The sequence below is a fragment of the Cryobacterium sp. genome, from assembly GCF_025463825.1.
GTDB lineage: Bacteria > Actinomycetota > Actinomycetes > Actinomycetales > Microbacteriaceae > Cryobacterium.
Map to the genome: position 1 here is coordinate 1 of NZ_JAODBG010000074.1, position 26,604 is coordinate 26,604.

The following is a 26,604-nucleotide window of genomic DNA, read 5'->3' on the forward strand; positions in this document are numbered from 1 at the left end:
GCCTGACCCGCGCAACCCGTGCATCTCGCGCGGGCGCTCTCGCCGGCGTGGGCGGTGGCGGGGACGGGGCGCAGCGGCTGGCGCTAGGGGTGGATGATGCGGGCGCCGTGGACGGGGCCGGTGGCGCGCACCACACGCAGGCGCGCGGCGCTCAGGGCCACCTGCAGCTCAAGGCTCGCGTCGAGGTCGGGCACGAGGAACGCCACGGTGGGTCCTGAACCGGACAGGATGCCCGCCAGGGCGCCATTGGCCTCGCCGAGCTCGAGCACCGTGCCGAGGCCGGGCGCGAGCTGCAGCGCGGGCGCCTGCAGGTCGTTGTGCATCGACTCGGCCAGCATCGCCGGGTCGCCCGCGCGCAGGGCCTGCAGCACGTTGGCGTCCACGGTGGGCTGCCGGCTGGCCGGGAAGATGTCCTGGGCGTGCCGGGTGCGGTGCCGGTCCAGTTCGCTGTACACCGACGGGGTCGACATGCCGAACTCGGCCAGGGCGAGCACCCAGTGGAACTGGCCCTTGGCCAGCGCCGGACTGAGCTGGTCGCCGCGGCCGGTGCCGACGGCGGTGCCGCCGGTGACGGCGAAGGGCACGTCGGCGCCGAGGGTCGCCGCGATCCGCAGCAGCTCTTCCTTGCTCGCCTCGGTGCCCCAGAGTGCGTCGCAGGCCAGCAGCGTGGCCGCCGCATCCGCCGAACCGCCGCCCATGCCGCCGGCGATGGGAACGTTCTTGTCGATCTCGAGGTGCACCCCGCCGGCATACCGGGTGGCCTTCGCCAGGGCGCGGGCCGCCTTGATGGCCAGGTTGCTCTCGTCGACGGCCAGGCCAGAGGTGTCGATGGACCCGGTGAAGGCGACGCTGAACCCCTCCGCCGCCGTGGCACGGACGTCCTCGTAGAGCGAGACCGCCTGGAAGGCGGTGGCCAGATCGTGGTAGCCGTCGTCCATCACGGCCCCCACCTTGAGGAAGACGTTGATTTTGCCCGGTGCCCTCGCATGCACAACAGGTGAGGTCGCCGTGTCGGTCATGTTTCTAACCTAGCCCAGCGGCACCGGCGCCCCGGGACATCGCCTAGGTCGCCAGCCAGGCCTTGGCGATGGTGAGGAAGTCGTTCACCGTGAGCTGCTCGCCCCGTTCGGTGGGGTCGATTCCCGCGGCCGTGAGCACGGCGGTGGCCCGGGTGGAGTCGCCCAGCACCGTGGAAAGCGACTGGCGCAGCATCTTGCGGCGCTGCTGGAACGCGCCGTCGACGAGCGCGAAGGTGGCCAGGCGCAGCTCCTCGGAGTCGAGCTCGGCGCTGCGACGGTCGAAGGCGATGAGGATGGAGTCCACGTTCGGCACCGGCCAGAACACCTGCCGGCTCACCTTGCCCGCGGTGCGGAACGAGCCGTACCAGGCGGCCTTGACACTGGGGCTGCCGTAGATCTTCGATCCGGGCGCCGCGGCGAGCCGCTCGCCCACCTCGGCCTGCACCATGACCACGCCGGCGCGGATGGACGGGAAGTGCTCGAGCAGGTGCAGCAGCACCGGCACCGACACGTTGTACGGCAGGTTCGCCACCAGGCGGGTGGGGTCGCCCGGCAGCTCGGCGATCTTCAGCGCGTCGGCGCGGATGACGGTGAGCAACGCCTCCGGCTGCATCAGCTGCACGGTCAGCGGCAGCTGCTCGGCGAGCCGGTCGTCGATCTCCACGGCCACGACGGATGCGCCCACCTCGAGGATGCCCAGCGTGAGCGAGCCGAGGCCGGGGCCCACCTCGACGACGGTTTCCCCGGACTGCACGGCGGCGACCTTGACGATGCGGCGCACGGTGTTGCCGTCGATGACGAAGTTCTGGCCGAGCTTCTTGGTCGGGTTCACGCCCAGCATCTCGGCGAGGTCGCGGATCTCCGCGGGGCCGAGCAGGGTGGGTGCGGCGGGGTCCTTGGCGGGCTGGGGAGCAGAGTCGGTCATGCGAGGCCTCCGGCCGGGCTGATGCGGGGGTCTCGGCGGGTGTCGGGCAACACCACGGGTTCCGCATCCCAGCGGCCGTAGACGAGTTCGGTGTTCGAGGTGATCTGGGCGGCGAGCACCGAGACATCCGTGTCCAGGTGATCGGCCATCGCGCGCAGCGTGTACGGCAGCAGGTAGGGGGCGTTCGGCCGGCCTCGGTGCGGGCTGGGCGTGAGGTACGGCGCGTCGGTCTCCACCAGGAGCAGCGCGCGCGGTGCCACGTCGAGCGCTTCGCGCAAGGGGGCGGCGTTCTTGAAACTCACCGGGCCGGCGAAGGACATGTACCAGCCGTGCTCGGCGCACAGCCGGGCCAGGTCGGCGCCGCCGGAGAAGCAGTGGAACACGGTGCGTTCGGGCGCGCCCACCCGCAGCAGGGTCTCCACCACCTCGTCGTGGGCGTCCCGGTCGTGGATCTGCAGGGCCAGGCCGTGCCGCTTGGCGATCTCGATGTGCGCCTCGAACGAGCGGTGCTGAGCCGCCCGGCCCTCGGGCGCGGTGCGGTAGAAGTCCAGGCCGGTCTCACCGACCGCGACCACGCGGGGCCGGCCCGCGAGTTCGTCGATGACGGCGAGGCCTTCGTCGAGGGTGCCCGCTTCCTCCAGCGCCGGCGCGTCATTGGGGTGGATGGCGACGGCGGCGAGCATCCGCGGCTCCCGTGCGGCCAGCTCGGCCGACCACCGGGAGGTGGCCACGTCGGTGCCCACCTGGATGACGCCGCGCACACCCACGCCGCTGGCCAGGTCGAGCTGCTCCGCCACGGTCAGCGGGGTGATGCCGTCCGAGATTTCCAAATGGGTGTGGTTGTCGTACACGCCGACGACCAGGGGCGCCGGGGCCGGCGGGTAGACCAGGTCCCGCCCCTCGGTCGCCGCTCGCGACCGGATGTGGGTGGTGCCGGGCGGCTCGTTAGCCAACAGTCGCCTCGATGCGCGGGAACAGGGCGGCCAGCGGCGACACGTGGGTGCCACCGGTCCACTCCCACGCCCGGTCGATGCGGGACTCCTCGACGGCGCCGGTGCCGCCCAGGGCGGTCCACAGGGTTGCGGTGGCCTGCGGGGTCACCGGGGACAGCAGCACGGCGAGGGTGCCGAGGCCGCGCACCACGGTGTGCAGCACGGTCTCAAGGCGTTCGCGATCGTCGGGGTTCTTCGCCAGCGCCCATGGCTCCTGCGCGGTGATGTAGCCGTTGAGCTCGTCGACGAGCTCCCACACCGAGGCGAGCGCCTCGTGCAGCGCGAACCTGTCGATGGCCTCGCCGGCGGCCTCGGTGACCCGCCTCGACGTGGCGTGGATGGCGGCATCCGCGTCCGTCGGCGTGCCGCCGGCCGGGATCTCGCCGTCGCAGTAGCGCACCACCATGGCGATGACGCGGGAGGCGAGGTTACCGAAGCCGTTGGCGAGCTCGGACTGGTAGCGGGCGGAGAGGTCCTCCCAGGAGAACGAGCCGTCCTGGCCGAAGCTGATGGCGCGCATGAAGTAGTAGCGGAACGTGTCGGAACCGAACGTGTCGGTGATCTGGTTCGGCGCGATGCCGGTGAGCTTGGACTTGCTCATCTTCTCGCCGCCCACGAGTAGCCAGCCGTGCCCGAAGACCTTGGCGGGCACCGGGAGCCCCGCCGCCAGGAGCATGGCCGGCCAGATCACCGCGTGGAAGCGCAGGATGTCCTTGCCGACGATGTGGGTGGCCGGCCAGAGGCGGCTGAACTTCTCATCGTCCTGGCCGTAGCCGGCGGCGGTGATGTAGTTCAACAGCGCGTCGAACCACACGTAGACCACGTGGCTCTCGTCCCAGGGCACCTTGATGCCCCAGTCGAAGCTCGAGCGCGAGATCGACAGGTCGCTCAGGCCCTGCTTGACGAACGAGATGACCTCGTTGCGGGCGGACTCGGGCTGGATGAAGGTGGGGTCCGCCTCATAGAGCGCCAGCAGCTGGTCGGTGAAGGTGCTCATCCGGAAGAAGTAGTTCTTCTCGTGCAGCAGTTCGACCGGGATGGAGTGGATGGCGCAGACCTGCTGGCCGATGAACTCGCCGGTGCCGTCGACGAGGTCGCTGGGCTGCTTGTACTCCTCACAGCCCACACAGTAGAAGCCCTCGTACTCGCCGGTATAGATGTGACCGGCGTCGAAGAGGTGCTGCAGGAACTTCTGCGCGTTCACCTCGTGGCGCACGTCGGTGGTGCGGATGAAGTCGTCGTTTTGAATGTCGACGGTCTTCAGCAGCGGCTTCCACGCGGTCTCGACCAGGCGGTCGGCCCACTCCTTCGGGGTGACCCCGTTGGCGGTGGCGGTGCGCAGGATCTTCTGGCCGTGCTCGTCGGTGCCGGTGAGCAGCCAGGCGTCCTCCCCGCGCTGGCGGTGCCAGCGGGCAAGCACATCCGCGGCCACCTCCGTATAGGCGTGCCCGATGTGCGGGACATCATTCACATAGAAAATAGGCGTGGTGATGTAGAAAGAAGAGCCGTCGGACATGCTCATCATCTTATGGTGCGTCACCAAAGCGGCCGACCCTGTGACGCCGCGCGCCGGGGCGGCCGGTCAGGAGAACGGGAAATCGGGCTGCGGGGCCGCTTTGGCCCGCGCCGGACCGGTTCCACCGGACTTGCCCGTGAGGGCCGCTTCGTAGAGGTCACGCTTGCCCAGGCCGGATGCGGCGGAGACGTCGGCCGCGGCGTCTTTCAGGCGGGCGCCGCCGGCGACGAGGGCGAGGACCTCCTCCACACCGGTGGCGAGGTCGAGCACCTTGGCCTCGGCTCCGGCCACGACGACGCAGATCTCACCGCGAACGCCTTCGGCTGCCCAGACGGCGAGTTCGGCGGCGGTGCCGCGTTTGACCTCTTCATAGAACTTGGTCAGCTCCCGGCACACCACCACGCGCCGCCCGTCGCCGAGCACCGCGGCGAGGTCGGTGAGGGAGGCGGCGAGCCGGTTGGGCGATTCGAAGAAGACCATGGTGCGACGCTCCGTGGCCACCTCGCGCAGGGCCTGCATCCGCTCACCGTGTTTGCGCGGAAGGAATCCCTCGAAGGTGAACCTGTCGGTCGGCAGCCCGGAGACCGCCAGAGCAGTGAGCACCGCGGACGGGCCGGGGATGGCGGAGACGACGACGCCGGCGGCGATCGCTGCATCCACCAGGTGGAAGCCCGGGTCGGACACTGTGGGCATGCCGGCGTCGCTGAGCACCAGCAGGTCGGCGTCGCGGGCGAGCTCGACCAGCTCGGCGGCCTTGCCCCGTTCGTTGTGGTCGTGCAGGGCGATCAGCCGCGGCCGGTTCTCCACGCCCAGCGCCTTGAGCAGGTGCACGGTGACCCGGGTGTCCTCCGCGGCGATGACGGTGCTGGTGCGCAGCGCCTCGATGAGTCGACTCGAGGCATCCCCGAGGTTTCCGATGGGGGTGGCTGCCAGAATGATCATGGTCCCAGTCTCGCAGCACGCAGGCCCGTACGGCGGCTCACTACGATGGTCACGTGCTCACCACCCTCCGCGAGACCGACCGCGCGACCGACCGCCTGAAGCGCCTGTGGTCCCACCGCTGGGTGCGCCTGGCCGGTCCGGCGCTGGTGCTGATCCTGGCCGCGTTGCTGCGGTTCTGGAACCTCGGCCATCCCGCCAGCCTGGTGTTCGACGAGACCTTCTATGTGAAGGACGCCTGGAGCCTGTTCAACAACGGCTACGAGTGCACCTGGCCGGAGGGGGCCGACGCCCTGTTCGCCGCCGGTCAGAGCAATATCTTCGCCACCACCGCGTCGTTCGTGGTGCACCCGCCGCTGGGCAAATGGCTGATCGCCCTGGGCATGGCCGTGTTCGGCGCGGACAACCCGGTCGGCTGGCGGGTGATGACCGCACTGGTCGGCCTGCTCGCCGTTGGGGTCCTGATGCTGATCGCGCAGAAGCTCTTCGGGTCGGTGCTGCTGACCTCGATCGCCGGTTTCCTGTTCGCCATCGACGGCAACGCCATCGTGATGAGCCGGGTGGCGCTCCTCGACAACTACGTCATGTTCTTCACCCTGCTCGGCTTCGGCGCCGTCCTGATGGACCGCGCCCAGCAGCGCACCCGGCTGGCCGCCTGGCTCGCCGAGCGCCGGGACAACGAGGTCGAATCCACTTGGGGACCCGCCCTGTGGTGGCGCCCGTGGGTTCTCGCCGCCGGGCTCGCATTCGGGCTGGCCTGCTCGGTGAAATGGTCCGGGGCCTATTTCCTGGCCGCATTCGGCATCTACCTCGTTGTCGTCGACGCGCTCGCCCGGCGCCGGGCCGGGCTGCCGTTCTGGATCAGCGGCGCGATCCTCAAGCAGGGACCGGTGACGTTCCTGTTGCTGGTCCCGGTCGCCGTGGCCACCTTCCTGGTGTCCTGGACCGGTTGGTTCGTGACCGGCGGCGGCTACTACCGCGACTTCGCCGACCAGGCCGGCCAGGCCTGGACCGGGGCGCTGGCCTGGGTGCCGCACTCCGTGCAGAGCTTCTGGCACTACCAGTCGGCCGCGTACGGCTACCACATCGGGCTGGTCACCCCGCATCCGTACCAGGCGAACCCGCTCACCTGGCTGCTGCTGAGCCGCCCGACGAGCATGTACTACCAGGGCAGCTCCCTGGGCGAGAGGGGCTGCGACTACGCCACCTGCTCCGAGGCCATCACCGGCATCGCCAACCCGATCATCTGGTGGGGGGCCACCGCGGCGATCCTGTACCTGGTATACCGGTTGGTCCGCTACCGCCAGTGGCAGGTCGGGCTGATCCTGATGGGCATGGTCGCCGGCTACCTGCCGTGGCTGGGATACCTGAATCGCACGGTGTTCCAGTTCTACACGATCGCCTTCGAGCCGTACCTGATCCTCGGCCTCACCCTGGCCATCGGGATGCTGCTGGGCATCACCACCACTCCGGCCGGCCGAGCGGGTCCCAAGGTGCGTCTGGACCGGCCGGAGCTGGCCGACCGGGCGGCGCCTCACGGTCCCGCCGGAGAGCCGGCCGAATGCGCTCAGGTGCCACCGGCCGCCCAAGCGGGCACCGCGGGTCCCGGCACCGCGGGACTGGTCATCGTCGTCGCGTTCCTCTGCGTGGCGACACTGGTCAGCGCCTTCTTCCTGCCGCTCTGGATGGGCACCCAGGTGCCCTTCGCCTTCTGGCAACTGCATATCTGGCTGCCCAGCTGGCGGTGACCAGCACATTCGCAGAATTTGCAGCCTCTGCAAGCGGCCGGACATATGCCAAAACTGGAATACGTCGCCTGTTAAAGGCCTGTAAATTTTCGTCTTTTCGAAGCCCGCGACCCGTAGGATATCCGGTATCTGCTTGACGAGTGTTTGCTCTATTCCCGACTGAGAAGTCCAGATACAAACCAAAGGCCTCATGTCGGAAGCATCTGCCGCACCCACGGTGCGTATTGTCCGCACTCGCAAGGGTGGCGACTCCAAGAACCCCACCACCGAGTACTCCTCGCTCCTGCACACCGTGCGGAACCTGGACCTCCTCCAGCGGGCCACGGCCTTCTATTGGGGCGTCTTCGCCGCCCTGGTACTGATCACCGCCGGCCTCGGCGTCGGCTTCGTGCTGCTGGGCGACTCCTGGTACCAGTTGATCATCGCCGGTGTACTCGGGATCATCCTCACCCAGTTCGCGTTCCTCGCCCACGAGGCCTCGCACCGCCAGGTGTTCGAGTCCGGACCGGCGAACGACCGGGCCGGCCGGATCCTCGCGAACCTCTTCGTCGGCATCAGCTACGCCTGGTGGATGACCAAGCACAGCCGTCACCACGCCAACCCGAACGTGGTCGGCAAGGACCCGGACATCGAGCCGGACGTCATCCGTTTCAACGAGAAGGACGCGTCAGAGGTCAACTGGCTTACCTCCTTCATCACCCGGAAGCAGGGCTACCTCTTCTTCCCGCTGCTCACCCTCGAAGGCATCAACCTGCACATCCACGGCTTCAAGACCGTGTTCGGCAAGGGCCGGGTCGACAAGCGCTGGCTCGAGATCACCATGCTCACCAGCCGCATCGTGATCTACTTCGCCGTGATCTTCTACTTCCTGCCGCTGGGCATGGCGTTCGCCTTCATCGGAGTGCAGATGGCGGTGTTCGGCGTGTACATGGGCGCCTCCTTCGCCCCCAACCACAAGGGCATGCCCCAGCTGCCGCACGAGAGCAAGGTCGACTTCCTGCGCCGCCAGGTGCTCACCAGCCGCAACATCCGCGGCGGCAGCTTCATGGACACCTTCATGGGCGGCCTGAACTACCAGGTCGAGCACCACCTGTTCCCGAACATGGCCCGCCCACACCTGAAGAAGGCGCAGGAGATCACCAAGGAATACTGCGAGTCGAACAAGATCCTCTACACCGAGACGGGCCTGTTCGAGTCCTACGGCATCGTGATCGCCTACCTCAACAAGGTGGGCCTCGCGGCCCGCGACCCCTTCGACTGCCCGATGGTGCAGCGCTTCCACCACCGCTGACGCGCCCCCTCGCGGGCCGATGGGTAGGGTTGGGGGGATGTGGATCTGGGGAGTTGCCGTCGCCGCCGGGGCCACCCTGGTGGCGTGGGGCGTGCATGCCGCCGCCCCGGCGGTGCCGCTGCTGACCGCCGCCGTCGTGCTCGGCATCGTGGTGGGGCAACTGCCGGTGCTGCGCCCGTACGTCACCGGCCCGCTGCGGCCCGGCCTGTCCCTCGCTGCCAAACGCCTGATGCGGATCGGCGTGGTGCTGCTCGGACTCAAGCTCAGCCTGGTCGACATCGCGGGCCTGGGCTGGGTCACCATCACCACCACCGTGCTGATCGTGGTGCTCACCTTCTTCGGCACCCTCTGGCTCGGCCGCGTCGCCGGCCTGCCCGGCCATCAACCGCTGCTCATCGCCACCGGCTTCGCCGTCTGCGGCGCCTCCGCCATCGGCGCCATGAGCGGTGTGGTCAAGGCCAAGGACGACGAGACCGCCACCCCGGTCGCCCTCGTGACCCTGTGCGGCACCCTCGCGATCGGCGTGCTGCCGGTGCTCTGGCATCCGCTGGGCCTGACCGCACTGCAATTCGGCCACTGGGTGGGCGCCGGGGTGCACGATGTGGGCCAGGTCGTCGCGACGGCGCAGATCGCCGGCTCGGCCGCCCTGGCCGTGGCCGTGGTGGTCAAACTCACCCGGGTGCTGATGCTCGCCCCGCTCGTGGCCGGTGTCGCGGTCTATGAACGCCGCCGGGTGGCCGCGACGGCTCCGGCCGGGCGCCCGGTCGACTCCCCCGCCACCGGCCGTGCACCGGCCCGGCGCCCGCCGGCGGTCCCGCTGTTCGTGGCCGGGTTCCTCGCCATGGTGCTCGCGCGCACGGTCCTGCCCCTGCCGGATGCCGTCCTCGGCGCCGCCGACCTGGTACAGATGATTCTGCTGGCCATGGCGCTGTTCGGCCTCGGCACCGCGGTGCGGCTCGGCACCCTGCTGCGCACCGGCGGCCGGGCACTCGGAGTGGGCCTGGGCTCCTGGCTGCTCATCGCCGCGCTGGCCCTGGCGGCCGTCTCTATCAGCTGAACCACCGGAGCGCCGCACGAGCGCCGTCCATGTGGCGCTCTGTTACGCCGTGCGACACGGGAGCCCGCACCGGACGGGTAGCGTACTCCCATGGCAGATCGCGAGTACGGCTTCACCACCAGGGCAATCCACGCCGGGAATATCCCCGACGCCGTCACCGGGGCGCGGGCCCTGCCCATCTACCAGACCAGTGCCTTCGTCTTCGATGACACCGCGGATGCCGCGGCCCGGTTCGCCCTGCAGAAGTACGGCAATGTTTACTCCCGGCTGGCCAACCCCACCGTGGCCGCGTTCGAAGAACGCATCGCCAGCCTCGAGGGCGGCCTGGGCGCCGTCGCCACCGCGTCCGGTCTGGCCGCGCAGTACATCACCTTCGCCAGCCTGGCCGGTTCCGGCGACCACATCGTCTCCAGCGCCAACCTCTACGGCGGCTCGATCACCCAGCTCGACGTGACCCTGCGTCGGTTCGGCGTGGAAACCACCTTCGTGCAGTCCGCCGACCCGGCCGACTACGCCGCGGCGATCACGCCCCAGACCAAGCTGATCTTCGCCGAGACCGTGGCGAACCCCTCCGGCGAGGTCGCCGACATCGAGGGCCTCGCGGCCGTCGCGCACGCCGCCGGCATCCCGCTGATCATCGACTCCACCATCGCCACGCCCTACCTTTGCCGGCCCATCGAGTGGGGCGCCGACATCGTCATCCACTCCGCCACCAAGTTCCTCGGCGGCCACGGCACCACCCTCGGCGGCGTGGTGGTGGAAAGTGGCCGGTTCAACTGGCACAGCGACAAGTTCCCGCTCTTCACCGAGCCCGTGCCCAGCTACGGCGGCCTGGAGTGGTCGGGCAACTTCGGCGAGTACGCCTTCCTCACCCGGCTCCGCGCTGAGCAGCTGCGCGACATCGGCCCGGTCCTGGCCCCGCACTCCGCGTTCCTGCTCGCCCAGGGCGTGGAGACCCTGCCGTACCGCCTCCAGGCGCACGTGAACAACGCCCGCATCGTGGCCGAGTGGCTCGAGGCCGACCCGCGCGTCGACTTCGTCAACTGGGCCGGCCTGCCCAGCCATCCGCACTACGAACGCGGCCTCAAATATCTGCCCAAGGGTCCGGGATCGGTGTTCAGCTTCGGCGTGAAGGGCGGCCGCGATGCCGGCCGCACCTTCATCGAATCCGTGGACCTGGCCAGCCACCTCGCCAACATCGGCGACGCCAAGACCCTGGTGATCCACCCCGCCTCCACCACCCACGCCCAGCTCAGCGAGCAGCAGCTGGTCGACGCCGGCGTGCTGGCCGGGCTGGTGCGGATCAGCGTGGGGATTGAAGACGTGGACGACATCATCTACGATCTCGACCAGGCCCTGGCCCAGGCCGCCGGAACGGGAGGACACGCATGAGCACCGACACCGTCAGCGCCGGGAACGAGACCGTCCAGCTCACCAACGGCCTGAGCTGCAGCGTTCCCGTCAACTCCCCGCTCGCCAAGCTGCTGCGCACCCAGCGCACCTGGGAGGGCCCGGACGCCAAGGCGCGGCTGGGCATCCTGCGCCGCGCGAAGTCGGTCGCCATCGTGGGCGCCTCGCCCAATCCGGCCCGGTCCAGCTACTTCGTGGGCACCTACCTGCAGCAGTCGAGCGACTACCGGGTCTACTTCGTCAACCCGCGCGCGGACACCATCCTGGGCCAGAAAGCCTACCCTGACCTCGCCTCCCTGCCCGAGGTGCCCGACATTATCGACGTGTTCCGCAAGGCATCGGACATCCCGTCCGTCATCGACGACGCCCTCGCGGTCGGCGCCAAGACGGTGTGGGTGCAGTTGGGCATCTGGAACCAGGAGGCCGCCGAGTACGGAGAGTCGAAGGGCATCACCATCGTGATGGACCGATGCATCAAGATCGAGCATGCCCGCTTCCACGGCGGGCTGCACCTGCTCGGCTTCGACACCGGGCAGATCACAGCTCGCAAGACCATCCGCTAGACGTACCGCACACGCCCCGGGGCGGCAGCACCATCCCGAGCGGAGCCGCCCGCGTACGATGGGGCAGGTGACAGCGTACGTTTCGGCTCTCGACCTGTTCTCCATCGGAATCGGTCCATCCAGTTCCCACACGGTCGGCCCGATGCGCGCCGCCCAGGCCTTCGCGGAGCACCTCGCCGGCAGCGGCCGGTTGACCGAGGTCCGTCGACTCCGCTGCTCACTGTTCGGCTCGCTCGGCTCCACCGGCCTCGGCCATGGCACCCCCGACGCCATCCTGGCCGGCCTGGCCGGCCTGACGCCGGAGGTCTGCGACCCCGCCGATGTGCGCAACCGGTGGGCGCACCTCGAGGGCGAAACCACGCTGCTGCTGAACGGCACCCACCCGGTGGCGGTGAACAAGACCGACGTGGTGTTCGAGCCGCGCACCCGACTACCCGGGCACCCCAACGCGATGACCCTCTCCGCCTGGGGCGCGGACCCGACCGGCCCCGCCCTGCTCGAGGAGACCTACTATTCGATCGGCGGCGGCTTCATCCGCCGCGACGGCGACCCGGTGGGCCCGGTCGCCATGGTGGCGCAGCCGATGCCGTACGCCTCCAGCGCCGCCCTGCTGGCGCTCTGCGACGGCCACGGCATCGGCATCTGCGACGTCGCCCGCGCCAACGAGGAGGCCGTGCACGGCGCCGACCGCCTGGATGCCGGCCTCGATGCGATCTGGACCGCGATGCACGCCTGCGTCGAGGCCGGCCTGGACGCGTCCGGCACCCTGCCCGGCGGGCTGGGCGTCAAGCGCCGGGCCGCCGCTGTTCGTATGCAGCTGGAAGAATACGACGGCCTGCGGCAACGTGAACGGGACACCTCGACCGAGTGGCTGCACGCCTTCGCCCTGGCCGTGAACGAGGAGAACGCCTCCGGCGGCCGGGTCGTCACGGCGCCCACCAACGGGGCCGCCGGCATCATCCCGGCGGTCGCGCACTACTATCTGCGGTTCGTGCCCGGGGCGGACCCGGCTGGCATCCGCCGGTTCCTGCTCACCGCCGTGGCGATCGGGTCGCTGGTGAAGGCGAACGCCTCGATCTCCGGCGCCGAAGGCGGCTGCCAGGCCGAGGTCGGCTCCGCCTGCGCCATGGCCGCCGGCGCGCTCTGCGCCGTGCTCGGCGGCACCCCCCGGCAGGTGGAGAACGCGGCCGAGATCGCCATGGAGCACCACCTCGGCCTCACCTGTGATCCCGTCGGCGGGCTGGTGCAGGTGCCCTGTATCGAACGCAACGCCATCGCCGCCTCCACGGCGGTATCGGCTGCCCGGCTCGCCCTGCACGGGGACGGCACCCATCTGGTATCGCTCGACACCGTGATCGAGACCATGCGGCAGACCGGCCTTGACATGATGACCAAATACAAGGAGACCAGCGAGGGCGGCCTCGCGGTCAACGTCATCGAGTGCTGACCGGCCACTCGAACGGGGGCAGCACCGGATGCCACGTCAGTGCGGTCCCTGGCCTAAACTAGATTCCCTGGGGGTACACCATCAACGATTTGCGCTCTTCCGCACGCACCGGCGCGTCTGGTCGCGCCACTCGCCTGGCATTCCCTGCCCTGGCGGTCATCGCCGGCCTGGCTCTCACGGGATGCGCGGCGGAACCGGCACCGGTGGTGACCCAGACCGTGGTCGTCACCGCCACGCCGACGCCGACCCCCACGCCGACGCCGACTGCCACGCCGACGCCCACTCCCACGGCCGCCGCCAAGGTCGTCCCGGAGGACCCGTCCCTGGACCCGAACCCCGAGTTGCCCGCCGAACCCCTGCCGGAGGGCCCGGCCCAGGACCTCGGCGCCATCCTCGGTGCGCAAGGCGCCCCGGTGCTCGACGGCGCCGGAGTGCCGATCAGCTACAAGGTGCTCGAGGGCGATTCCTTCTTCGACATCGCGCAGCGCTTCAACGTGCCCATGCAGCAGCTGCTCAAAATGAACCCCAAGGTCTCGGGCATCGGTGAGGACATCTACATCCGTCAGGTTCTCAACCTGGACTGGACCAAGACCGGCTGATAACGGCGGTCAGCGCGTCAGGGCGTGGATGCGCTCCATCACCTCGATGGTGCGGAGCGCATCGCCGGCATCCACCGGCAGCGCCGCGCCGCGCAGGAGCGCGTCGGCCAGTTCCGCGTAGAAGGAGACATACCGGCCACGTCGGGTGGGGACCACCGTTGTGGCACCGTCGGTGCCGAGGGTGCCCCAGGCGCTTTCCGGCTCCAGGCCGAAGTCCGGCTCGGTCGGCAGATGACCGGCCTGGATGGCTTCCTCCTGACCGTCGAGTCCCCACTTGACGTAGGCGGCAGCGGCGCCCAGTACCCGGTATCGGGGGCCGACCTGGGCGGCGAACTTACTCATCCAGAGGTGCGACCGCACCCCGGACCCGTGGTGCAGTGACACGAAGGTGTCGTCGTCGGCGGCTCCGTCCGGATACCGGGTGGTCACCTCGGCGCTCACGTCGTCGACCGGCCCGAACAAGAGCACCGCCTGGTCGATGAGGTGCGCGCCGAGGTCGAAGAGGATGCCGCCGCCGGCCGCCGGCGTCGCCTGCGCCTTCCAGCTGCGCGGCGGACCCGGCTTGAAGGACTCGAACCGGGACTCGAACCGGTACACCTGGCCCAGGGCGTTCTCGGCCAGGAGGGCCCGCAGGGTGAGGAAGTCGCCGTCCCAGCGCCGGTTCTGGAACACCGTGATCGGCAGGCCGAGGCCGTGGGCGCGGTTGACGAGCTCCCAACCCGCCTCGGAGGTGGTGGAGAACGGTTTGTCGATCACCACGGCCAGGCCCGCGTCCAGCGCCGCGTGCGCGAGCGGAACGTGGGTTTCCGGTGGCGTACCGATCACGACGAGGTCCAGGTCACCGCGGGCGAAGAGCTCCTCGGCGCTGGCCAGCACCCGCACGCCGGGATAGCTCTGCCGGGCCGATGCGCCGCGCTCGGCGTTCGAGGTCACGATGACGTCGAGTGAGAAGTCCGGATTGGCCGCGAGGAACGGCGCGTGGAACACCCGCCCGGACAGGCCGTAGCCGAGAACGCCGGCGCGGATCGGAACGGTACGGGGCAGGTCACTGGGTGCGGAGGGCATTCTTCGAGCGTACGCCTGTGGCCCGGGGCCGCCGGAACCCGACCAGCCCAAGCCAGACCCAGAGCTCGGCGACACCGTGCGGGCGAAGGAGCCCGCGGTGTGGTCGGCGTCGAACGAGTCGAAGGTGAAGTCCGCGAGAAGGCACCCAGGATCAGTGCCAGTGCCACGGCGCCCGTCCGTGTCTAGGTGAAAGTGCGGGTCATCGTTGTTCGCCCGGTTGGATCACGTTCAGCGGTTCAGCGCCCCGCGGCTACAGCCGGTTCACGCCGGTGACCTTCAGCACGGCGACGCCGGCCTCGTCGCTGGCGGCCAGGTCGACGGTGGCGCTGATGCCCCAGTCGTGGTCGCCGGCCGGGTCGTCGAAGATCTGCCGGGCGGTCCACACCTCGGCGCCCTCGTCGAGGATCAGCAGGCCAGCGCCGCGGGCATTCGGCCCGACCAGCAGCTCGTCGTGCTCGGCGTAGTACCCGTCCATGGCGTCAGCCCAGACATCCGCCCTGAAGCCGTGCGCGCGGTCGAGCTCGCCGAGGGCGTCGTAGTCCTCCCGCGCGGCCAGCTGCACCCGGCGGAACAGTTCGTTGCGCACCAGGATCCGGAACGCGCGGGTGTTGGTGGTGAGCCGGTGCGGAGCGGGCGGCACCACGGTGTGCGCGGTCGATTCGTGCGCGGCCAGGTCGGGGTGGATCAGCTCTTCCCACTCGTCGAGCAGGCTGGAGTCCACCTGGCGCACTAGTTCCCCCAGCCACTCGATGAGGTCGAGCAGGTCTTCGGTCTTGGCTTCGTCGGGGATGGTCTGCCGGGCGGCGCGGTAGGCGTCCGAGAGGTAGCGCAGCACCACGCCCTCGCTGCGGGCAAGCTTGTAGTAGGCCACGAACTCGCCGAACGACATGGCGCGCTCGTACATGTCGCGCACCACGGTCTTGGGGCGCAGCGGGAAGTCGGCGATCCAGGGCTGGGACTGCTTGTAGGTCTCGAACGCGTAGCTGAGCAGCTCGTCCAGGGGCTTCGGCCAGGTGATCTGCTCGAGCAGCTCCATGCGCTGGTCGTACTCGATGCCCTCGCTCTTCATGGCGTTGACGGCCTCGCCGCGAGCGGCGAACTGCTGGCCCATCAGCACCGGCCGGGGGTCGTCGAGGGTGGACTCGAGCACCGAGATCATGTCAAGGGCGTAGGTCGGCGCCTCGATATCGAGCAGGTCGAACGCGGCCAGCGCGAACGGCGACAGCGGCTGGTTGAGCGCGAAGTTGGCCTGCAGGTCGACGGTCAGTCGGATGCTGCCATCCGCGTCCTGCTCTACGATCCCCGCGGCGCGCAGGGTCTTGTAGATGCCCAGGGCCCGCCGGGCGTGGGCGAGCTGCCGCTTGAACGGTTCGTGGTTGTCGAACACCAGCGAGTAGACGTTCGCGAAGGCATCCCCGCCGCGGGCGATCACGTTGATCAGCATGGCGCTGGTCATCTGCATGCTCGAGGTGAGGGTCTCCGGTTCGGCGTCGACGAGGCGCCGGAACGACGGTTCTCCCCAGGACACGAAGCCCTCCGGAGCGCGCTTGCGGATGATCTTGCGCTTCTTCTTGGGGTCGTCGCCGGCCTTCTGGATGGCCTTGAGGTTCTCGGTCTCGTGGTCCGGGGCCTGGACCATCACGGTGCCGGCGGTGTCGAAGCCGGCCCGGCCGGCGCGGCCGGCGATCTGGTGGAACTCACGGGCGTTGAGCTGGCGCATCTTCACACCGTCGTACTTGGTCAGCGCCGTGAAGAGCACGGTGCGGATGGGCACGTTGATGCCCACCCCCAGGGTGTCGGTACCGCAGATCACCCGCAGCAGGCCACGCTGGGCGAGCTGCTCGACCAGTCGGCGGTACTTGGGCAGCATGCCGGCGTGGTGCACGCCGATGCCCATCCGGATCAGCCGGGAGAGGGTCTTGCCGAAGCTGGTGGTGAACCGGAATTCGCCGATGAGGTCGGCGATGGCCTCCTTCTGCTCCTTGGTGACCACCTTCACGCTGGAGAGCGCCTGGGCGCGCTCGAGGGCGGCGGCCTGGGCGAAGTGCACGATGTAGACGGGCGCCTGGCCGGTCTTGAGCAGGTCCTCCACGGTCTCGTGCACCGGGGTGGTCTCGTAGAAGTAGTGCAGCGGCACCGGTCGCTCGACGCCGGTGACGACGGCGGTGTCGCGGTTGGTGCGGCGGGACAGGTCCGCGGCGATGTCGGTGACGTCGCCGAGGGTGGCCGACATCAGGATGAACTGCACCCGCGGCAAGAGCAGCAGCGGCACCTGCCAGGCCCACCCGCGGTCGGGGTCGGAGTAGAAGTGGAACTCGTCCATCACGACCTGGTCGACCGGGGTGTCCGCGCCGTTCCGGAGCGCCAGGTTGGCGAGGATCTCGGCTGTGCAGCAGATGATCGGGGCGTCGGAGTTCACCGAGGAGTCGCCGGTCATCATGCCGACGTTCTCGGCGCCGAAGATCTCCACCAGGGCGAAGAACTTCTCGCTCACCAACGCCTTGATCGGGGCGGTATAGAAGGTGCGCTTGCCGGCGGAGAGCGCGGCGAAGTGGGCACCGACGGCCACGAGCGACTTCCCGGTTCCGGTGGGGGTAGAGAGGATCAGGTTCGCCCCCGACACGATCTCGATGACGGCTTCCTCCTGCGCCGGGTAGAGGCGGAGGCCCGCATCCGCGGCCCACAGCTCGAACGCTTCGAAGAGGACGTCGGGATCGGTGACGTGCGGGAGGGCGCTGAGGGTTGCCATGATTCCCTAATCCTCCCCTATCCGGCTGGCGGCGTCCTCCACTGCATCAGCCAGGCGAGTAGGTAGGCCCGGCTGTTGCCGTCGTCGATCCGGGCCGCCGGCAGGGTGTCGGCGGCCTCGAGGGCGGCGGCCGCCGCGTCCGGGCCCTGCAGGGCCGCGTACATCAGCAGGTAGTCACCGAACATCACGTCGTAACTGCCCCCGGGCACCGAGTCGGCCAGGTTGGCCGCCACCCGGGCCGGGTCGCGGCCGAGGTACCCGGCCACCGGACTCATCGGCAGCACCAGGATGCCGAGCATGGCGCTCGGCTCCGCGCTGAACCAGGTGGCGTAGTCGCGTTTGCCACCCCACACCAGTGAGGTGACGGTGTGGTCGAAGCTCGCGTAGACCGGGTCGGCCAGGTCGAAGTCGGTCCAGTAGGCGCTGGCGGAGGCAGCCTCGCTGGAGAGCATCCACTCGGCCTCGGCCTGCAGGCCGGCCTGGTCGCTGGCGGCGGCCCACAGGGCCAGGCCGTTCCACGCCGTGACCGCCTCCGAGCTGGACTCCTGGTTGTTGCCGTCGCCGAACGGCGAGGTGCCGCTGGCCCAGGAATGGCCGGCATAGGCGTCGAACACCCGTCGAGTGGGGAAGTACTCGCTGTCGCCGCTGGTGGCGAGGTCGGCGGCGAGCAGGTTCAGCACCGGCGCCCAGCGTTCGGCGGCGGCGGGGTCGCCGGCCGCGACGACGGCGGCGGCGTAGAAGAAGTAGCCGTAGTGGAAGTGGTGGTCGTTGAACTCCTCCGAGCCGAACGAGGTCGCCAGGCCCACGATCCCCCGGGCTTGCGGGTCGTAGACGAAGCACCGTTCGGTGCGGTCCACGCAGCCGGCCGCCTCCAGCCACTCGTCGAGCGCCGTGGCGAGCCGGTCGGTGAGGTCGGCCGCGGCGTCGTCGGCGCCCACCTGACGCGCCACGGCCAAGAGGTTCGCCGCCCGGTAGAGCGACTTGCCGCCGAAATAGGTGTCGGCGGCGAAGGTGCCCGTGCTGTCCACGTCGGCGCGCACCTGGTCCGCCAGGCGCTGGCGGTCCTCGCCCTCGACGGCGGACAGGTCGAGTGTCCCGCTGGGCTGCACGGTGGGCACCGTCCAGGTCAGCGCGGTGCCGGCGCACAGGGTGAGGGTGCCGTAGATACTGGGGTAGCTGCCGGCGTCGCAGCGGGCGTCCGCGGCGAGGCCGGCCTGCTGGTGCGGCATCGCCGCGACCAGGGTGTCGCCGCCGTCCACGGTGTCGTAGGCGATGGTGGTGGCGGCCGCATCCGTCGTGCTGCCGTACTCGAGGCGGGTGCCGGTGACCGGATGCCCGGCCGCTTCGGCGAGGGTGGCCAGCGATCCGTCGGCGGGCACCGCGAACCAGGTGGCGGTACTGCCTCGCGGCACCGCCAGGCCGGTGCCGGAGAGGGCACCCGCCGATACCAGCCCGTACTCGGTGCCGTCCACCTCGGCTCTCCAGACGCCGTCCCCGGCCGCAGTGAACCCGGCCGGCAGGGTGAGGTCCACGTCGGTCGCGGCGGTGAAGGACACAAACGGGGAGCCTTCCGCGATCACCGTCGAACCGAGGTCGTTTCCGGCGCTCCGCTGGGTGATGGTGACCGACGCCTCGTCGTAGGCGGTGACGACCTGCTCGAGGGCCTGGCCGTCCGCGGCGAGGGAAATGCGGATGGCGGGGGTGTTGCCGCCCAGGATGACCGCGCTGTCACTGGTCACGGTGGGCAGCCCGAAGGCGAGGCCGGTGCCGGTGAGCTGGAAGGACAGCGGCAGCGGGAACACCGGCATCGGCTCATCGCCGAAGACGAGACCGGAGAACCAGCGATTTGTGGGCGGGATGAGGCCGTCGGCCAGGCGTGCTGCCGGCAACGGCTTGATCGTTCGCTCGGGCAGGGCGTTGACCAGTGGACCGATCTCTGCGGTGGGGAAGATCGGGTCGGTCGGCTGGGCGCTGCCGGCGGGCGGGGCGGCGGGCGGCCCGGCCGTGGGCGTGCAGGCCACCAGCCCGGCCGCGGCGGCGAGGGTGGCGGCGGCGACCAGAACCGTCACTGCTCGGAATCTTGTCGCCATGCTCACAGTCCGATCGTGCGCAGGAAGCCGAAGAACCCGTCGCTGACGCCGGCGAGGGGCCCGTCATCGCGGAGCGTCAGGGTGGCAGAGACAGGGGTCCCGGGTGCGGCGAGCCCGTTGTATTCACCGTCGGTGAGCCCGGCGGTGACCACCCGGGCGGTGGTTTCGGCCTGGCCGTCGACGGTGGTCACCTCCACGGACTCCAGGGTGCCGGCGATCCTGGCCTGGTTGGGCAGCACGATGTCGACCGTCGCGCCATCCTCGACCCTGGCGTAGTCGGTGCTCGTGAGCACGAACTGGGCGGAGACGAACAGGGACCCACCCCGGTCGATGGTGGCGAGCACCTGGCCGGCCTGCACGAACGAGCCCCGTTCGGTCTTGATGCCGGTGACGGTGCCGTCGATGGAGGCCGTGAGGGTGAGCACCCCGTCGCCGGACACCGAATAGGCAACGTTCTCCAGGCTCACCAGCCCCTCGGCGACGTCCGCCTGCAGGGTGGGGCTCTGCACCGTGAACAGGGGCTGCCCGGCGGTGACGGTGTCCCCCTCGTCGATGAGGCGATCGATCACGATTCCGCCGTAGTCGGTGCCGACCGGGTACTGGGCGGCCTGGATCGATGCGGATGCGCTGGCCACCTGCGATTGGCGCTGGTTGAAGAGCACCGTGAGCACGGCGACGAGTGCGACGACCCCGACCAGGCCGACGAACAGCCGGACACGGTTGGCCCAGGTCATGCGGTCACCGCCTCGCGGCCGGGCGCATCCGCCGGCAGCGGCGGGCCGGCCCACTGGGTCACCCGGCGCCGCCCGAGCAGCATCCGTCGCTCGGCCGCGAGACTCAACCGGGTGGCGCGGCTCTCGTGCAGCGCGGCGCCGATGAAGCTGCCGAGAATCACGGTGTTGGTCACGTTCCACGCCGTGGCCAGGGTGGGGGCGCCGATGCCGACGTCCCGCCAGAGGGCCACGACCGAGGTGAGTAGCAGGAACACGAACACCAGCACCTGCGGAATCATGAAGTTGAACGGTGAGGACACCGTCGACTTGTTGCCCGTTGCCCGCCACTGCTGTTCCTTGCCGATGACCACATTGACCAGGGCGGCCAGGTAGATCGGGAACGACGCGGCGGCGAGCATCAGGGTCTCCCAGCGGAAGGAGCCCATCGTGTAGAACGCGAGCGCCACCTGCATCAGGTAGAACCCCGCGTAGTACAGCAGCCAGGTGCCCAGGGTGGTCGACAGGTTCATCGGCCGCAGGTCGAAGTAGATCTCCAGCGGCGGCACGATGAGCAGCAGCAGCGGGGCGATACCGGTGAGGTAGAACGACGCGGTGACCAGGTACTGCAGGCGCTGGTCGAAGGTGAGACGCCGGCGGCGGCTGAGCGGGTTGCTGGTCAGCAGGATCTCGAACCCGCCCGTCGCCCAACGCAGTTGCTGCTTGGTGTAGGCCTCGACGGTGTCCGGTGCGTGGCCGGTGGCCAGCACCATCGGGATGAAAATTGTCTTCCAACCCCGCTCGTGCAGCTTGAGCGAGGTCCAGACGTCCTCCGACTTGGAGTCGGTGTACATGCCGCCGACATCCACGATGGCGTCCCGGCGGAAGATCACGTTGGTGCCCACGCAGAACGCGGCGTTGAACCGGTTGCGGCCGGGCTGGATGAACCGATAGAACACCGACTGCATGTACCCGGCGCCGCGCGAGATCACGTTGTGCAGGTTCCGATAGGCCTGCGGCGTCTGCACGAAGGCGACCCTGTCGTCACTGAAGAACGGCAGCGTCTCCACCAGGAACTCCGGCTCCGGCACAAAATCGGCGTCGAAGATCACGAAGTACTCACCGGAGCTCGCCGTCAGCGCGTGGTTGACGTTGCCCGCTTTCGCCCCGTTGGGGCTGAGCCGACGCAGGTACCGCGCGCCGAGGTCGGACGCCAGGGCCCGAACGTCGTCGGACCGGCCGTCGTCGAGGATCCAGGTGAGGTGCGCCCCCCGGATGGCGAGGGCGGCGGTGACGGTGTCCCGGATCACGTCGAGGCTCTCGCCGTAAGTGGTGATGAACACGTCGATGCTGGTGGGCTGCCCGCACAGGTGTAGTTGCCGCCGGTCGGCGCCGGACGTCCCCGCTCCCCGGGGGTTCGACCTGGTCGCGAACAGGGCGGCCTGGGCCTGGTGGAAGGCGAAGTCGCGGGGGTCCTGGGAGCCGGAGAGGATGGTCCACATCGACAGCAGCGCCTGGAAGATCAGGCTCGATTCCGCGACGATGACGAGCGTGTACGGCAGCCAGTCGCCGCGGCTGGCCGGGTTCAACAGAAAGTTGGCGTAGGCCAGGATGCCGATGGTCGCGACCAGCACCAGCAGTACCAGCGAGGGCGAGTGGTCATGCCCGGCGCGCGGCGGTCGCCCCGATTTCGGGTCCGCGAGCTGCCGGTGCGGTGGGATGCGGTGCATCAGCGCGGGGTCGTCGATGCGGGGATGAAGAGAGGTCATCCGGTTCTCATTTCGGCTGCCGGATTCGGGTCCGGGGTTCGCGAGCGTGGTCTCGGGCGAGGCTCGCGGGGTGTGCTCTGCCAGTCCCGGGGGCGCTAGGGACGCGGGGACGGAAACTGGCCGCCGGCGAGGGAAACCGGCTTCGATGGGGCGAGGTATCGATGGAGCGGAATCGTTGAGGATCCTTCGGCATTGGCGGGTGACCGGCCGAATGGACCTGGCGTCACTGTAAGCAGATCGACACCACGGACGCACGGCTTCGTGCACTTTCAAGCGGAGGGTTTTCCTGTTCGTAACATGCTGGTAACCGGGGCTTTCGCTGTGTCACCTGGGTGGGGGCCGTGCGGGCAGGGCGGGCGTCAGGCACATTCGTAAGAGATTCGTAAGCCACCCCCAGCGCTTCCGGCAGCAGGCAAACCTAAGCTGAGAGCATGTCCAGCACTCCCCCGGCACCGGCCGCCCCGCCGCCCACCGAGCCATCCGTGCGCCCGCGCGGGAACACGTCGGCACGCTGCTGGTGGCCGGCGCTGGCCGGACTGGCCGCGGTGCTGGCAGGGTTCGGCCTGGGCGAGCTTGTCGCCGGGCTCATCGCCCCCGGTGCCAGCCCGGTGCTGGTGGTCGGCGCCCTGCTCATCGATCTGGCGCCCGCGCCGGTGAAAGAGCTGGTGATCGGTCTGTTCGGCACCGCGGACAAGGTGGCGCTGATCGTCTTCATCGCCCTGGTCGCGGCGGCCCTGGCCGCCGCGGCCGGAGTTCTCGAATACCGCCGGCCGCCGTTCGGGCGGTTCGTGGTGGTCATCGCGGGCCTTGTGGCGCTCGTCGCGGCACTCACCCGAGCCGACGCGTCCCCGTTCGACGCCGTGCCACCGGTGCTGGCCATGGTGGTCGCCGCCCTCGTGCTCACCATGCTGCTGAAGCGGCTGCACGCGAGCACCGCGCCCGCCGAGGCCGCCGCCGCCGCGACCGCCCACACCGGCCGCATCGCATCCGTCACCCCCCACGCGGCCGCCCGGGCCGCCCTCGACCGGCGCCGGTTTCTCCTGTACACCGGGGTCAGCGCCGGCGCCGGCGTGCTCGCGGCGATCGGCGGCCAGCTGCTCACGGCCGGCAGCCGGGCAGCGGACGCCGCCAGGGCGCTGTTCACCCTGCCCGCCCCCAGCACTCCGGGCGCGCCGATCGCCGCCGGGGCATCCTTCGACATCGACGGTCTCGCGCCGATCATCACTCCCAACGCCGACTTCTACCGCATCGACACAGCGCTCTCCGTGCCCCGCATCGACCCGTCCACCTGGACCCTGAAGATCAGCGGGCTGGTCGAGAACGACGTGGAAATCGACTTCGCCGAGCTGCTCGCCCTGCCCCTGGAAGAGAGCACCACCACCCTCGCCTGCGTGTCGAACTACGTGGGCGGCGACCTGATCGGCAACGCCGTGTGGCTGGGCTACCCGATTCGCGAGCTGCTCAAGCGGGCCGCGCCGACCAGCGACGCCGACATGGTGCTTTCCCGCAGCCAGGACGGCTGGACCGCCAGCACCCCGCTCGAGGCGCTCACCGACGACCGCAACGCCATCCTCGCCGTGGGCATGAACGGCGACCCGCTGCCCCTGGAGCACGGCTATCCGGTGCGGATGGTCGTGCCGGGCCTCTACGGCTACGTGTCCGCCACCAAATGGGTCACCGAGCTCGTGGTCACCCGCTTCGACACGGAGACGGCGTACTGGTCCACGCGCGGCTGGTCGGAGGAGGGACCGGTCAAGCTGTCGTCGCGGGTGGACGTCCCCCGGGACAATGCCACCGCCGCCGCCGGAACCGTGACGGTCGCGGGTGTGGCCTGGAGCCAGCACGTCGGGGTGTCCGCCGTGGACGTGCAGGTGGACGACGGCGAGTGGAACGCGGCGACGCTGGCCGACGCCATCTCCGTGGACACCTGGCGGCAGTGGCGTTGGGACTGGACGGCAACCGCGGGTTCGCACTCGATCCGGGTGCGCGCGACGGATGCCAACGGCTCGGTGCAGACCAGCAAGCTCGCCGATGTGGCACCGGACGGCGCCACCGGGCTGCACGAGGTCAGCGTCTCGGTGCCCTGATGGTGGCCGAACCCGCCGCGGAGCTCACCGCGGCCGACCGTGCCCACTTCGAAACGCTACTGCGCGGGAAACGCCGGGATCTCGAGCTGGAGCTGGGCCGGCAGGGCGACTCCCTCGACGCCGTGCGTGCCGCCCGCAGCGGCGGTGATGCCGACGACGAGCACGACCCCGAGGGCCCCACCCTCTCCGACGAGTGGTCGCTCCGGTCGGGGGTGCACGCCGAGCTTGCCGCAGCCCTGGCCGCGATCGACGCCGCCCTTGCACGCATTGATGACGGCAGTTACGGCCGGTGCCTGCGGCGGGGTGAACCCATCGGCCGGGGCCGCCTGGAGGCCCGCCCGGCCGCAGAATTGTGCATCGACTGCGCACGGGAGCCGTAGACGTCCCGCTCCCCTAGGCTCGAGTCATGTCATCGGAGGGGCGGGCGCGGCTGGGTTGGGGTCCGAGCGTGGTCACGGCCGTCCTGTGGCTGGTCTGCTCCGCCACCTTCGGCTACCTCACCTGGCGCGATCGGCTCCCTCGCCAGATCCTGGCCCACGCCGTGGCGGAGGGGATGCCGGCGGGCGTGTGGAACCTGCCCGGGCCGTGGGTCGCCCTGGTCGCCGTCGTCTCGACCGTGGCTGTGTTCCTCGTGCACCTGCTGCTGGCCGACCTGGTCGGCCGTGGCTCGTCCGGACCGCGCATCACCCTGTTCTTCGCGCTCTGGTTCGCCGCTGTGGCGACTGCGGTGCTCGCCAGCGCCCCCTTCGCCCTCAGCGCGATCGTCACGGAGTTCCCGCCGGCCCGGGCCGCGTTCATCCTCGATCCGGCCGGCTCGGTGATGCTGCAGAGCGGGTACTGGGGTCTGCTCTGGGGCTGGATTCCAGCGCTGCTGGCTTCGCGTCGGCCCGCGGTCACCGTTCCGGCAGGCGGTTACGCGGTGACCCGCATCGCCTGGAACGCCATGCCGACCGACGGCGAGCTGGTCGCCTATACCCTCTACGGGGCTCTGTATCCCGGACTGGAACGCGGCTCCTGGCCGGCGACGCTCGACATCATCGCGGGCGGCGACGTGTCGGTCACGGCCTGGTCGGTGCGAGACGGCGGCACTCACACCGATTAGCACCGACGCCGCCTCGGCACCATCTGTGGTGAACCGCCGCTCCTCCACAGGTAGGAGTTTTTGACCTTGTCCACCAGTGATTGACTGGGCTCGGGGATGTCGGTGGTGAGTGGTTCACTGTTCCTATGGCCCCCTCGAATGCCACACCCGAAGACACCCCGAACGGCGCCGACGATCCCGCGGTTGATCCGGTCGCGGCGGCAATCAGCGCGATCATCGATCCGCTGATCGAGAACGAGAAGGCGCTGGCCGGCTGCTACGCCGAACGCACCCGCTTGCTCTCGGCGTTGGACCGATTGGGTCACGAGCCGGGCATGATCGCGGGCCTGTGCGGAGATCCGGTCGAGTCCGGCCGGGACGATCCGGACACGCAGGCGCATGGCCCGGCCTGGGACGACGAGGAACTGGCCCGGCGCACCATGGCCGCCGAGGCCGGCGCGGCGTTGCGGTTGCGCGCCAACACCGCCGGCTGCATGATCTTCGACGCCACCCGACTCACCGACCAGCTGCCCGCCTTCCACGAAGCCCTCACCGACGGCCGGATCACCTGGGGGCACGCGCTGAAGATGCTCGAGCTCACCGTGAACCTGCCCGAAGAAGTGCTGCCCCGGTTCGAAGCGGCAGTGCTGTCGGCGGCGGAGCAGCGCACCTCCACCCAGTTCGTCAAGGTCGCCCTCAAGGTGCGGGAGCGCATGCACCCGGTGCCGTTGCAGGAACGCGTCGACGCCGGGTTCGCCACACGGCGGGTGATGTTCCGGCCCGACGCGGACGGGATGGCGTGGTTGAACGCCTACCTGAAGGCGGACGAGGCCCAGGCCGCGTATGCGCGGCTCAGCCAGATCGCCGCGGACCTCGATGACGCCGACACCTCCGTCCCGGTGCTCCGCACCACGGACCAGCGCCGCGCGGACGCCTACCGGGACCTGCTCCTGCACGGTATCGGGCCGGGCGGGCTCGGCCAGGGCATCCGCGGTACCGTGCACATCACCGTTCCCGCGCTCACACTGCTGGGCCGCAGCGACGAACCCGCCATCCTGGAAGGCTACGGGCCGATCGACCCGGAGACCGCCCGCCGGATCGCGGGCACCGCGACCAGCTGGACCCGGATCCTGACCCATCCGGAGACCGGGTGCAGGCTCAGCGTCGGCCGAGAGCAGTACGCGCCGCCGGCGGACATGCGCCGGTACGTGCAGATCCGCGACGAAACCTGCCAGGGCATCGGCTGCAACCGGCGGGCCACGCTCAGCGAGATCGACCACACCCAGCCGTGGAGTACCGGCGGGCCCACCCACGTCGACAACCTCGTCTGCCTCTGCAAGGGCTGCCACCGGCTGAAACACCAATCCGCCTTCAGCACCAGCCAAGGCCATGGCGGGGTCCTCACCTGGACCAGCCCCGGCGGCAAGAAATACCCCAGCAAACCCGGCACCGACGGCGCACTACCGGCGCCACCGACCGGTCCACTCCCAGCGCCCCCTGCTCAGCTAGCCGACGAACCGCCGCCCTTCTGAGCGCGACTGTGACTG

The 26,604-nt window shown here is 69.8% G+C and carries 21 protein-coding genes; 11 read left to right on the plus strand and 10 right to left on the minus strand.

Annotated elements, in window-relative coordinates; all coding sequences use genetic code 11:
• Positions 1–83: 83 nt before the first annotated feature.
• The 5 genes from JWP54_RS08950 to rsmI form a co-directional block, all read right to left on the minus strand.
• Positions 84–1,019 (minus strand): 4-(cytidine 5'-diphospho)-2-C-methyl-D-erythritol kinase, encoded by a 936-nt coding sequence (locus JWP54_RS08950; protein ID WP_297370614.1) that lies wholly within the window; start codon positions 1,017–1,019, stop codon positions 84–86.
• 43 nt (positions 1,020–1,062) lie between these two features.
• On the minus strand, positions 1,063–1,944 hold the full coding sequence (rsmA, locus tag JWP54_RS08955) for a 16S rRNA (adenine(1518)-N(6)/adenine(1519)-N(6))-dimethyltransferase RsmA (RefSeq protein WP_297370617.1): 882 nt from the start codon (positions 1,942–1,944) through the stop codon (positions 1,063–1,065).
• The gene (locus JWP54_RS08960; protein WP_297370620.1) at positions 1,941–2,897 is read right to left on the minus strand and encodes a TatD family hydrolase; all 957 of its coding nucleotides are present in this window, start codon (positions 2,895–2,897) and stop codon (positions 1,941–1,943) included. The genes rsmA and JWP54_RS08960 overlap by 4 nt, the downstream gene beginning before the upstream one ends.
• On the minus strand, positions 2,890–4,452 hold the full coding sequence (metG, locus tag JWP54_RS08965; protein WP_297370623.1) for a methionine--tRNA ligase: 1,563 nt from the start codon (positions 4,450–4,452) through the stop codon (positions 2,890–2,892). Before metG ends, JWP54_RS08960 begins: the two co-directional genes overlap by 8 nt.
• 66 nt (positions 4,453–4,518) lie before the next feature.
• Positions 4,519–5,394 carry a 16S rRNA (cytidine(1402)-2'-O)-methyltransferase gene (gene rsmI / locus JWP54_RS08970; RefSeq protein WP_297370626.1) on the minus strand — a complete coding sequence of 292 codons (876 nt, stop codon included), beginning with the start codon at positions 5,392–5,394 and terminating at the stop codon, positions 4,519–4,521.
• A gap of 53 nt (positions 5,395–5,447) precedes the next feature.
• On the opposite strand from rsmI, the gene JWP54_RS08975 reads away from it, so the two are divergent.
• The 7 genes from JWP54_RS08975 to JWP54_RS09005 all read left to right on the plus strand — a co-directional run bounded on the left by JWP54_RS08975 (position 5,448) and on the right by JWP54_RS09005 (position 13,506).
• A complete protein-coding gene (locus tag JWP54_RS08975) occupies positions 5,448–7,139 on the plus strand; it encodes a phospholipid carrier-dependent glycosyltransferase (RefSeq protein ID WP_297370630.1) in 1,692 nt (563 codons plus the stop codon).
• Positions 7,140–7,329: 190 nt separating this feature from the next.
• On the plus strand, positions 7,330–8,430 hold the full coding sequence (locus tag JWP54_RS08980) for an acyl-CoA desaturase (protein WP_297370633.1): 1,101 nt from the start codon (positions 7,330–7,332) through the stop codon (positions 8,428–8,430).
• A 37-nt stretch (positions 8,431–8,467) separates the two neighbouring features.
• A complete protein-coding gene (locus tag JWP54_RS08985) occupies positions 8,468–9,487 on the plus strand; it encodes a putative sulfate exporter family transporter (RefSeq protein ID WP_297370636.1) in 1,020 nt (339 codons plus the stop codon).
• 90 nt (positions 9,488–9,577) lie between these two features.
• Positions 9,578–10,879, plus strand: a complete 1,302-nt coding sequence (locus tag JWP54_RS08990) for an O-acetylhomoserine aminocarboxypropyltransferase/cysteine synthase family protein (protein WP_297370639.1) — start codon at positions 9,578–9,580, stop codon at positions 10,877–10,879.
• Positions 10,876–11,460, plus strand: coding sequence for a CoA-binding protein (locus tag JWP54_RS08995; RefSeq protein ID WP_297370641.1), 585 nt, complete (start codon positions 10,876–10,878; stop codon positions 11,458–11,460). Before JWP54_RS08990 ends, JWP54_RS08995 begins: the two co-directional genes overlap by 4 nt.
• A gap of 67 nt (positions 11,461–11,527) precedes the next feature.
• Entirely contained in the window at positions 11,528–12,907 is a 1,380-nt protein-coding gene (locus tag JWP54_RS09000) for an L-serine ammonia-lyase (RefSeq protein ID WP_297370644.1), read from the plus strand.
• A gap of 89 nt (positions 12,908–12,996) precedes the next feature.
• Positions 12,997–13,506 (plus strand): LysM domain-containing protein, encoded by a 510-nt coding sequence (locus JWP54_RS09005; RefSeq protein WP_297370647.1) that lies wholly within the window; start codon positions 12,997–12,999, stop codon positions 13,504–13,506.
• Positions 13,507–13,515: 9 nt separating this feature from the next.
• Here the strand turns inward: JWP54_RS09005 and JWP54_RS09010 are convergent, their stop codons facing one another.
• The 5 genes from JWP54_RS09010 to JWP54_RS09030 all read right to left on the minus strand — a co-directional run bounded on the left by JWP54_RS09010 (position 13,516) and on the right by JWP54_RS09030 (position 21,889).
• Positions 13,516–14,571 (minus strand): Gfo/Idh/MocA family oxidoreductase, encoded by a 1,056-nt coding sequence (locus JWP54_RS09010; RefSeq protein WP_297370650.1) that lies wholly within the window; start codon positions 14,569–14,571, stop codon positions 13,516–13,518.
• Positions 14,572–14,821: 250 nt separating this feature from the next.
• Positions 14,822–17,320, minus strand: a complete 2,499-nt coding sequence (locus tag JWP54_RS09015) for an RNA helicase (protein WP_297370653.1) — start codon at positions 17,318–17,320, stop codon at positions 14,822–14,824.
• A 17-nt stretch (positions 17,321–17,337) separates the two neighbouring features.
• Positions 17,338–19,389, minus strand: a complete 2,052-nt coding sequence (locus JWP54_RS09020; RefSeq protein WP_297370656.1) for a glycosyl hydrolase — start codon at positions 19,387–19,389, stop codon at positions 17,338–17,340.
• A 23-nt stretch (positions 19,390–19,412) separates the two neighbouring features.
• Positions 19,413–20,144, minus strand: a complete 732-nt coding sequence (locus JWP54_RS09025; RefSeq protein ID WP_297370659.1) for an HlyD family efflux transporter periplasmic adaptor subunit — start codon at positions 20,142–20,144, stop codon at positions 19,413–19,415.
• Positions 20,141–21,889 carry a cellulose synthase catalytic subunit gene (locus tag JWP54_RS09030; RefSeq protein WP_297370662.1) on the minus strand — a complete coding sequence of 583 codons (1,749 nt, stop codon included), beginning with the start codon at positions 21,887–21,889 and terminating at the stop codon, positions 20,141–20,143. The genes JWP54_RS09025 and JWP54_RS09030 overlap by 4 nt, the downstream gene beginning before the upstream one ends.
• 431 nt (positions 21,890–22,320) lie before the next feature.
• On the opposite strand from JWP54_RS09030, the gene JWP54_RS09035 reads away from it, so the two are divergent.
• From JWP54_RS09035 to JWP54_RS09050, 4 genes are all read left to right on the plus strand, one after another.
• Positions 22,321–23,976, plus strand: coding sequence for a molybdopterin-dependent oxidoreductase (locus JWP54_RS09035; RefSeq protein WP_297370666.1), 1,656 nt, complete (start codon positions 22,321–22,323; stop codon positions 23,974–23,976).
• Complete coding sequence (locus JWP54_RS09040) at positions 23,976–24,356, plus strand: TraR/DksA C4-type zinc finger protein (RefSeq protein WP_297370669.1); 381 nt, start codon at positions 23,976–23,978, stop codon at positions 24,354–24,356. The genes JWP54_RS09035 and JWP54_RS09040 overlap by 1 nt, the downstream gene beginning before the upstream one ends.
• A gap of 26 nt (positions 24,357–24,382) precedes the next feature.
• On the plus strand, positions 24,383–25,078 hold the full coding sequence (locus tag JWP54_RS09045; RefSeq protein WP_297370672.1) for a hypothetical protein: 696 nt from the start codon (positions 24,383–24,385) through the stop codon (positions 25,076–25,078).
• 125 nt (positions 25,079–25,203) lie between these two features.
• The gene (locus tag JWP54_RS09050; RefSeq protein WP_297370676.1) at positions 25,204–26,589 is read left to right on the plus strand and encodes an HNH endonuclease signature motif containing protein; all 1,386 of its coding nucleotides are present in this window, start codon (positions 25,204–25,206) and stop codon (positions 26,587–26,589) included.
• The last annotated feature ends 15 nt before the right edge of the window (positions 26,590–26,604 follow it).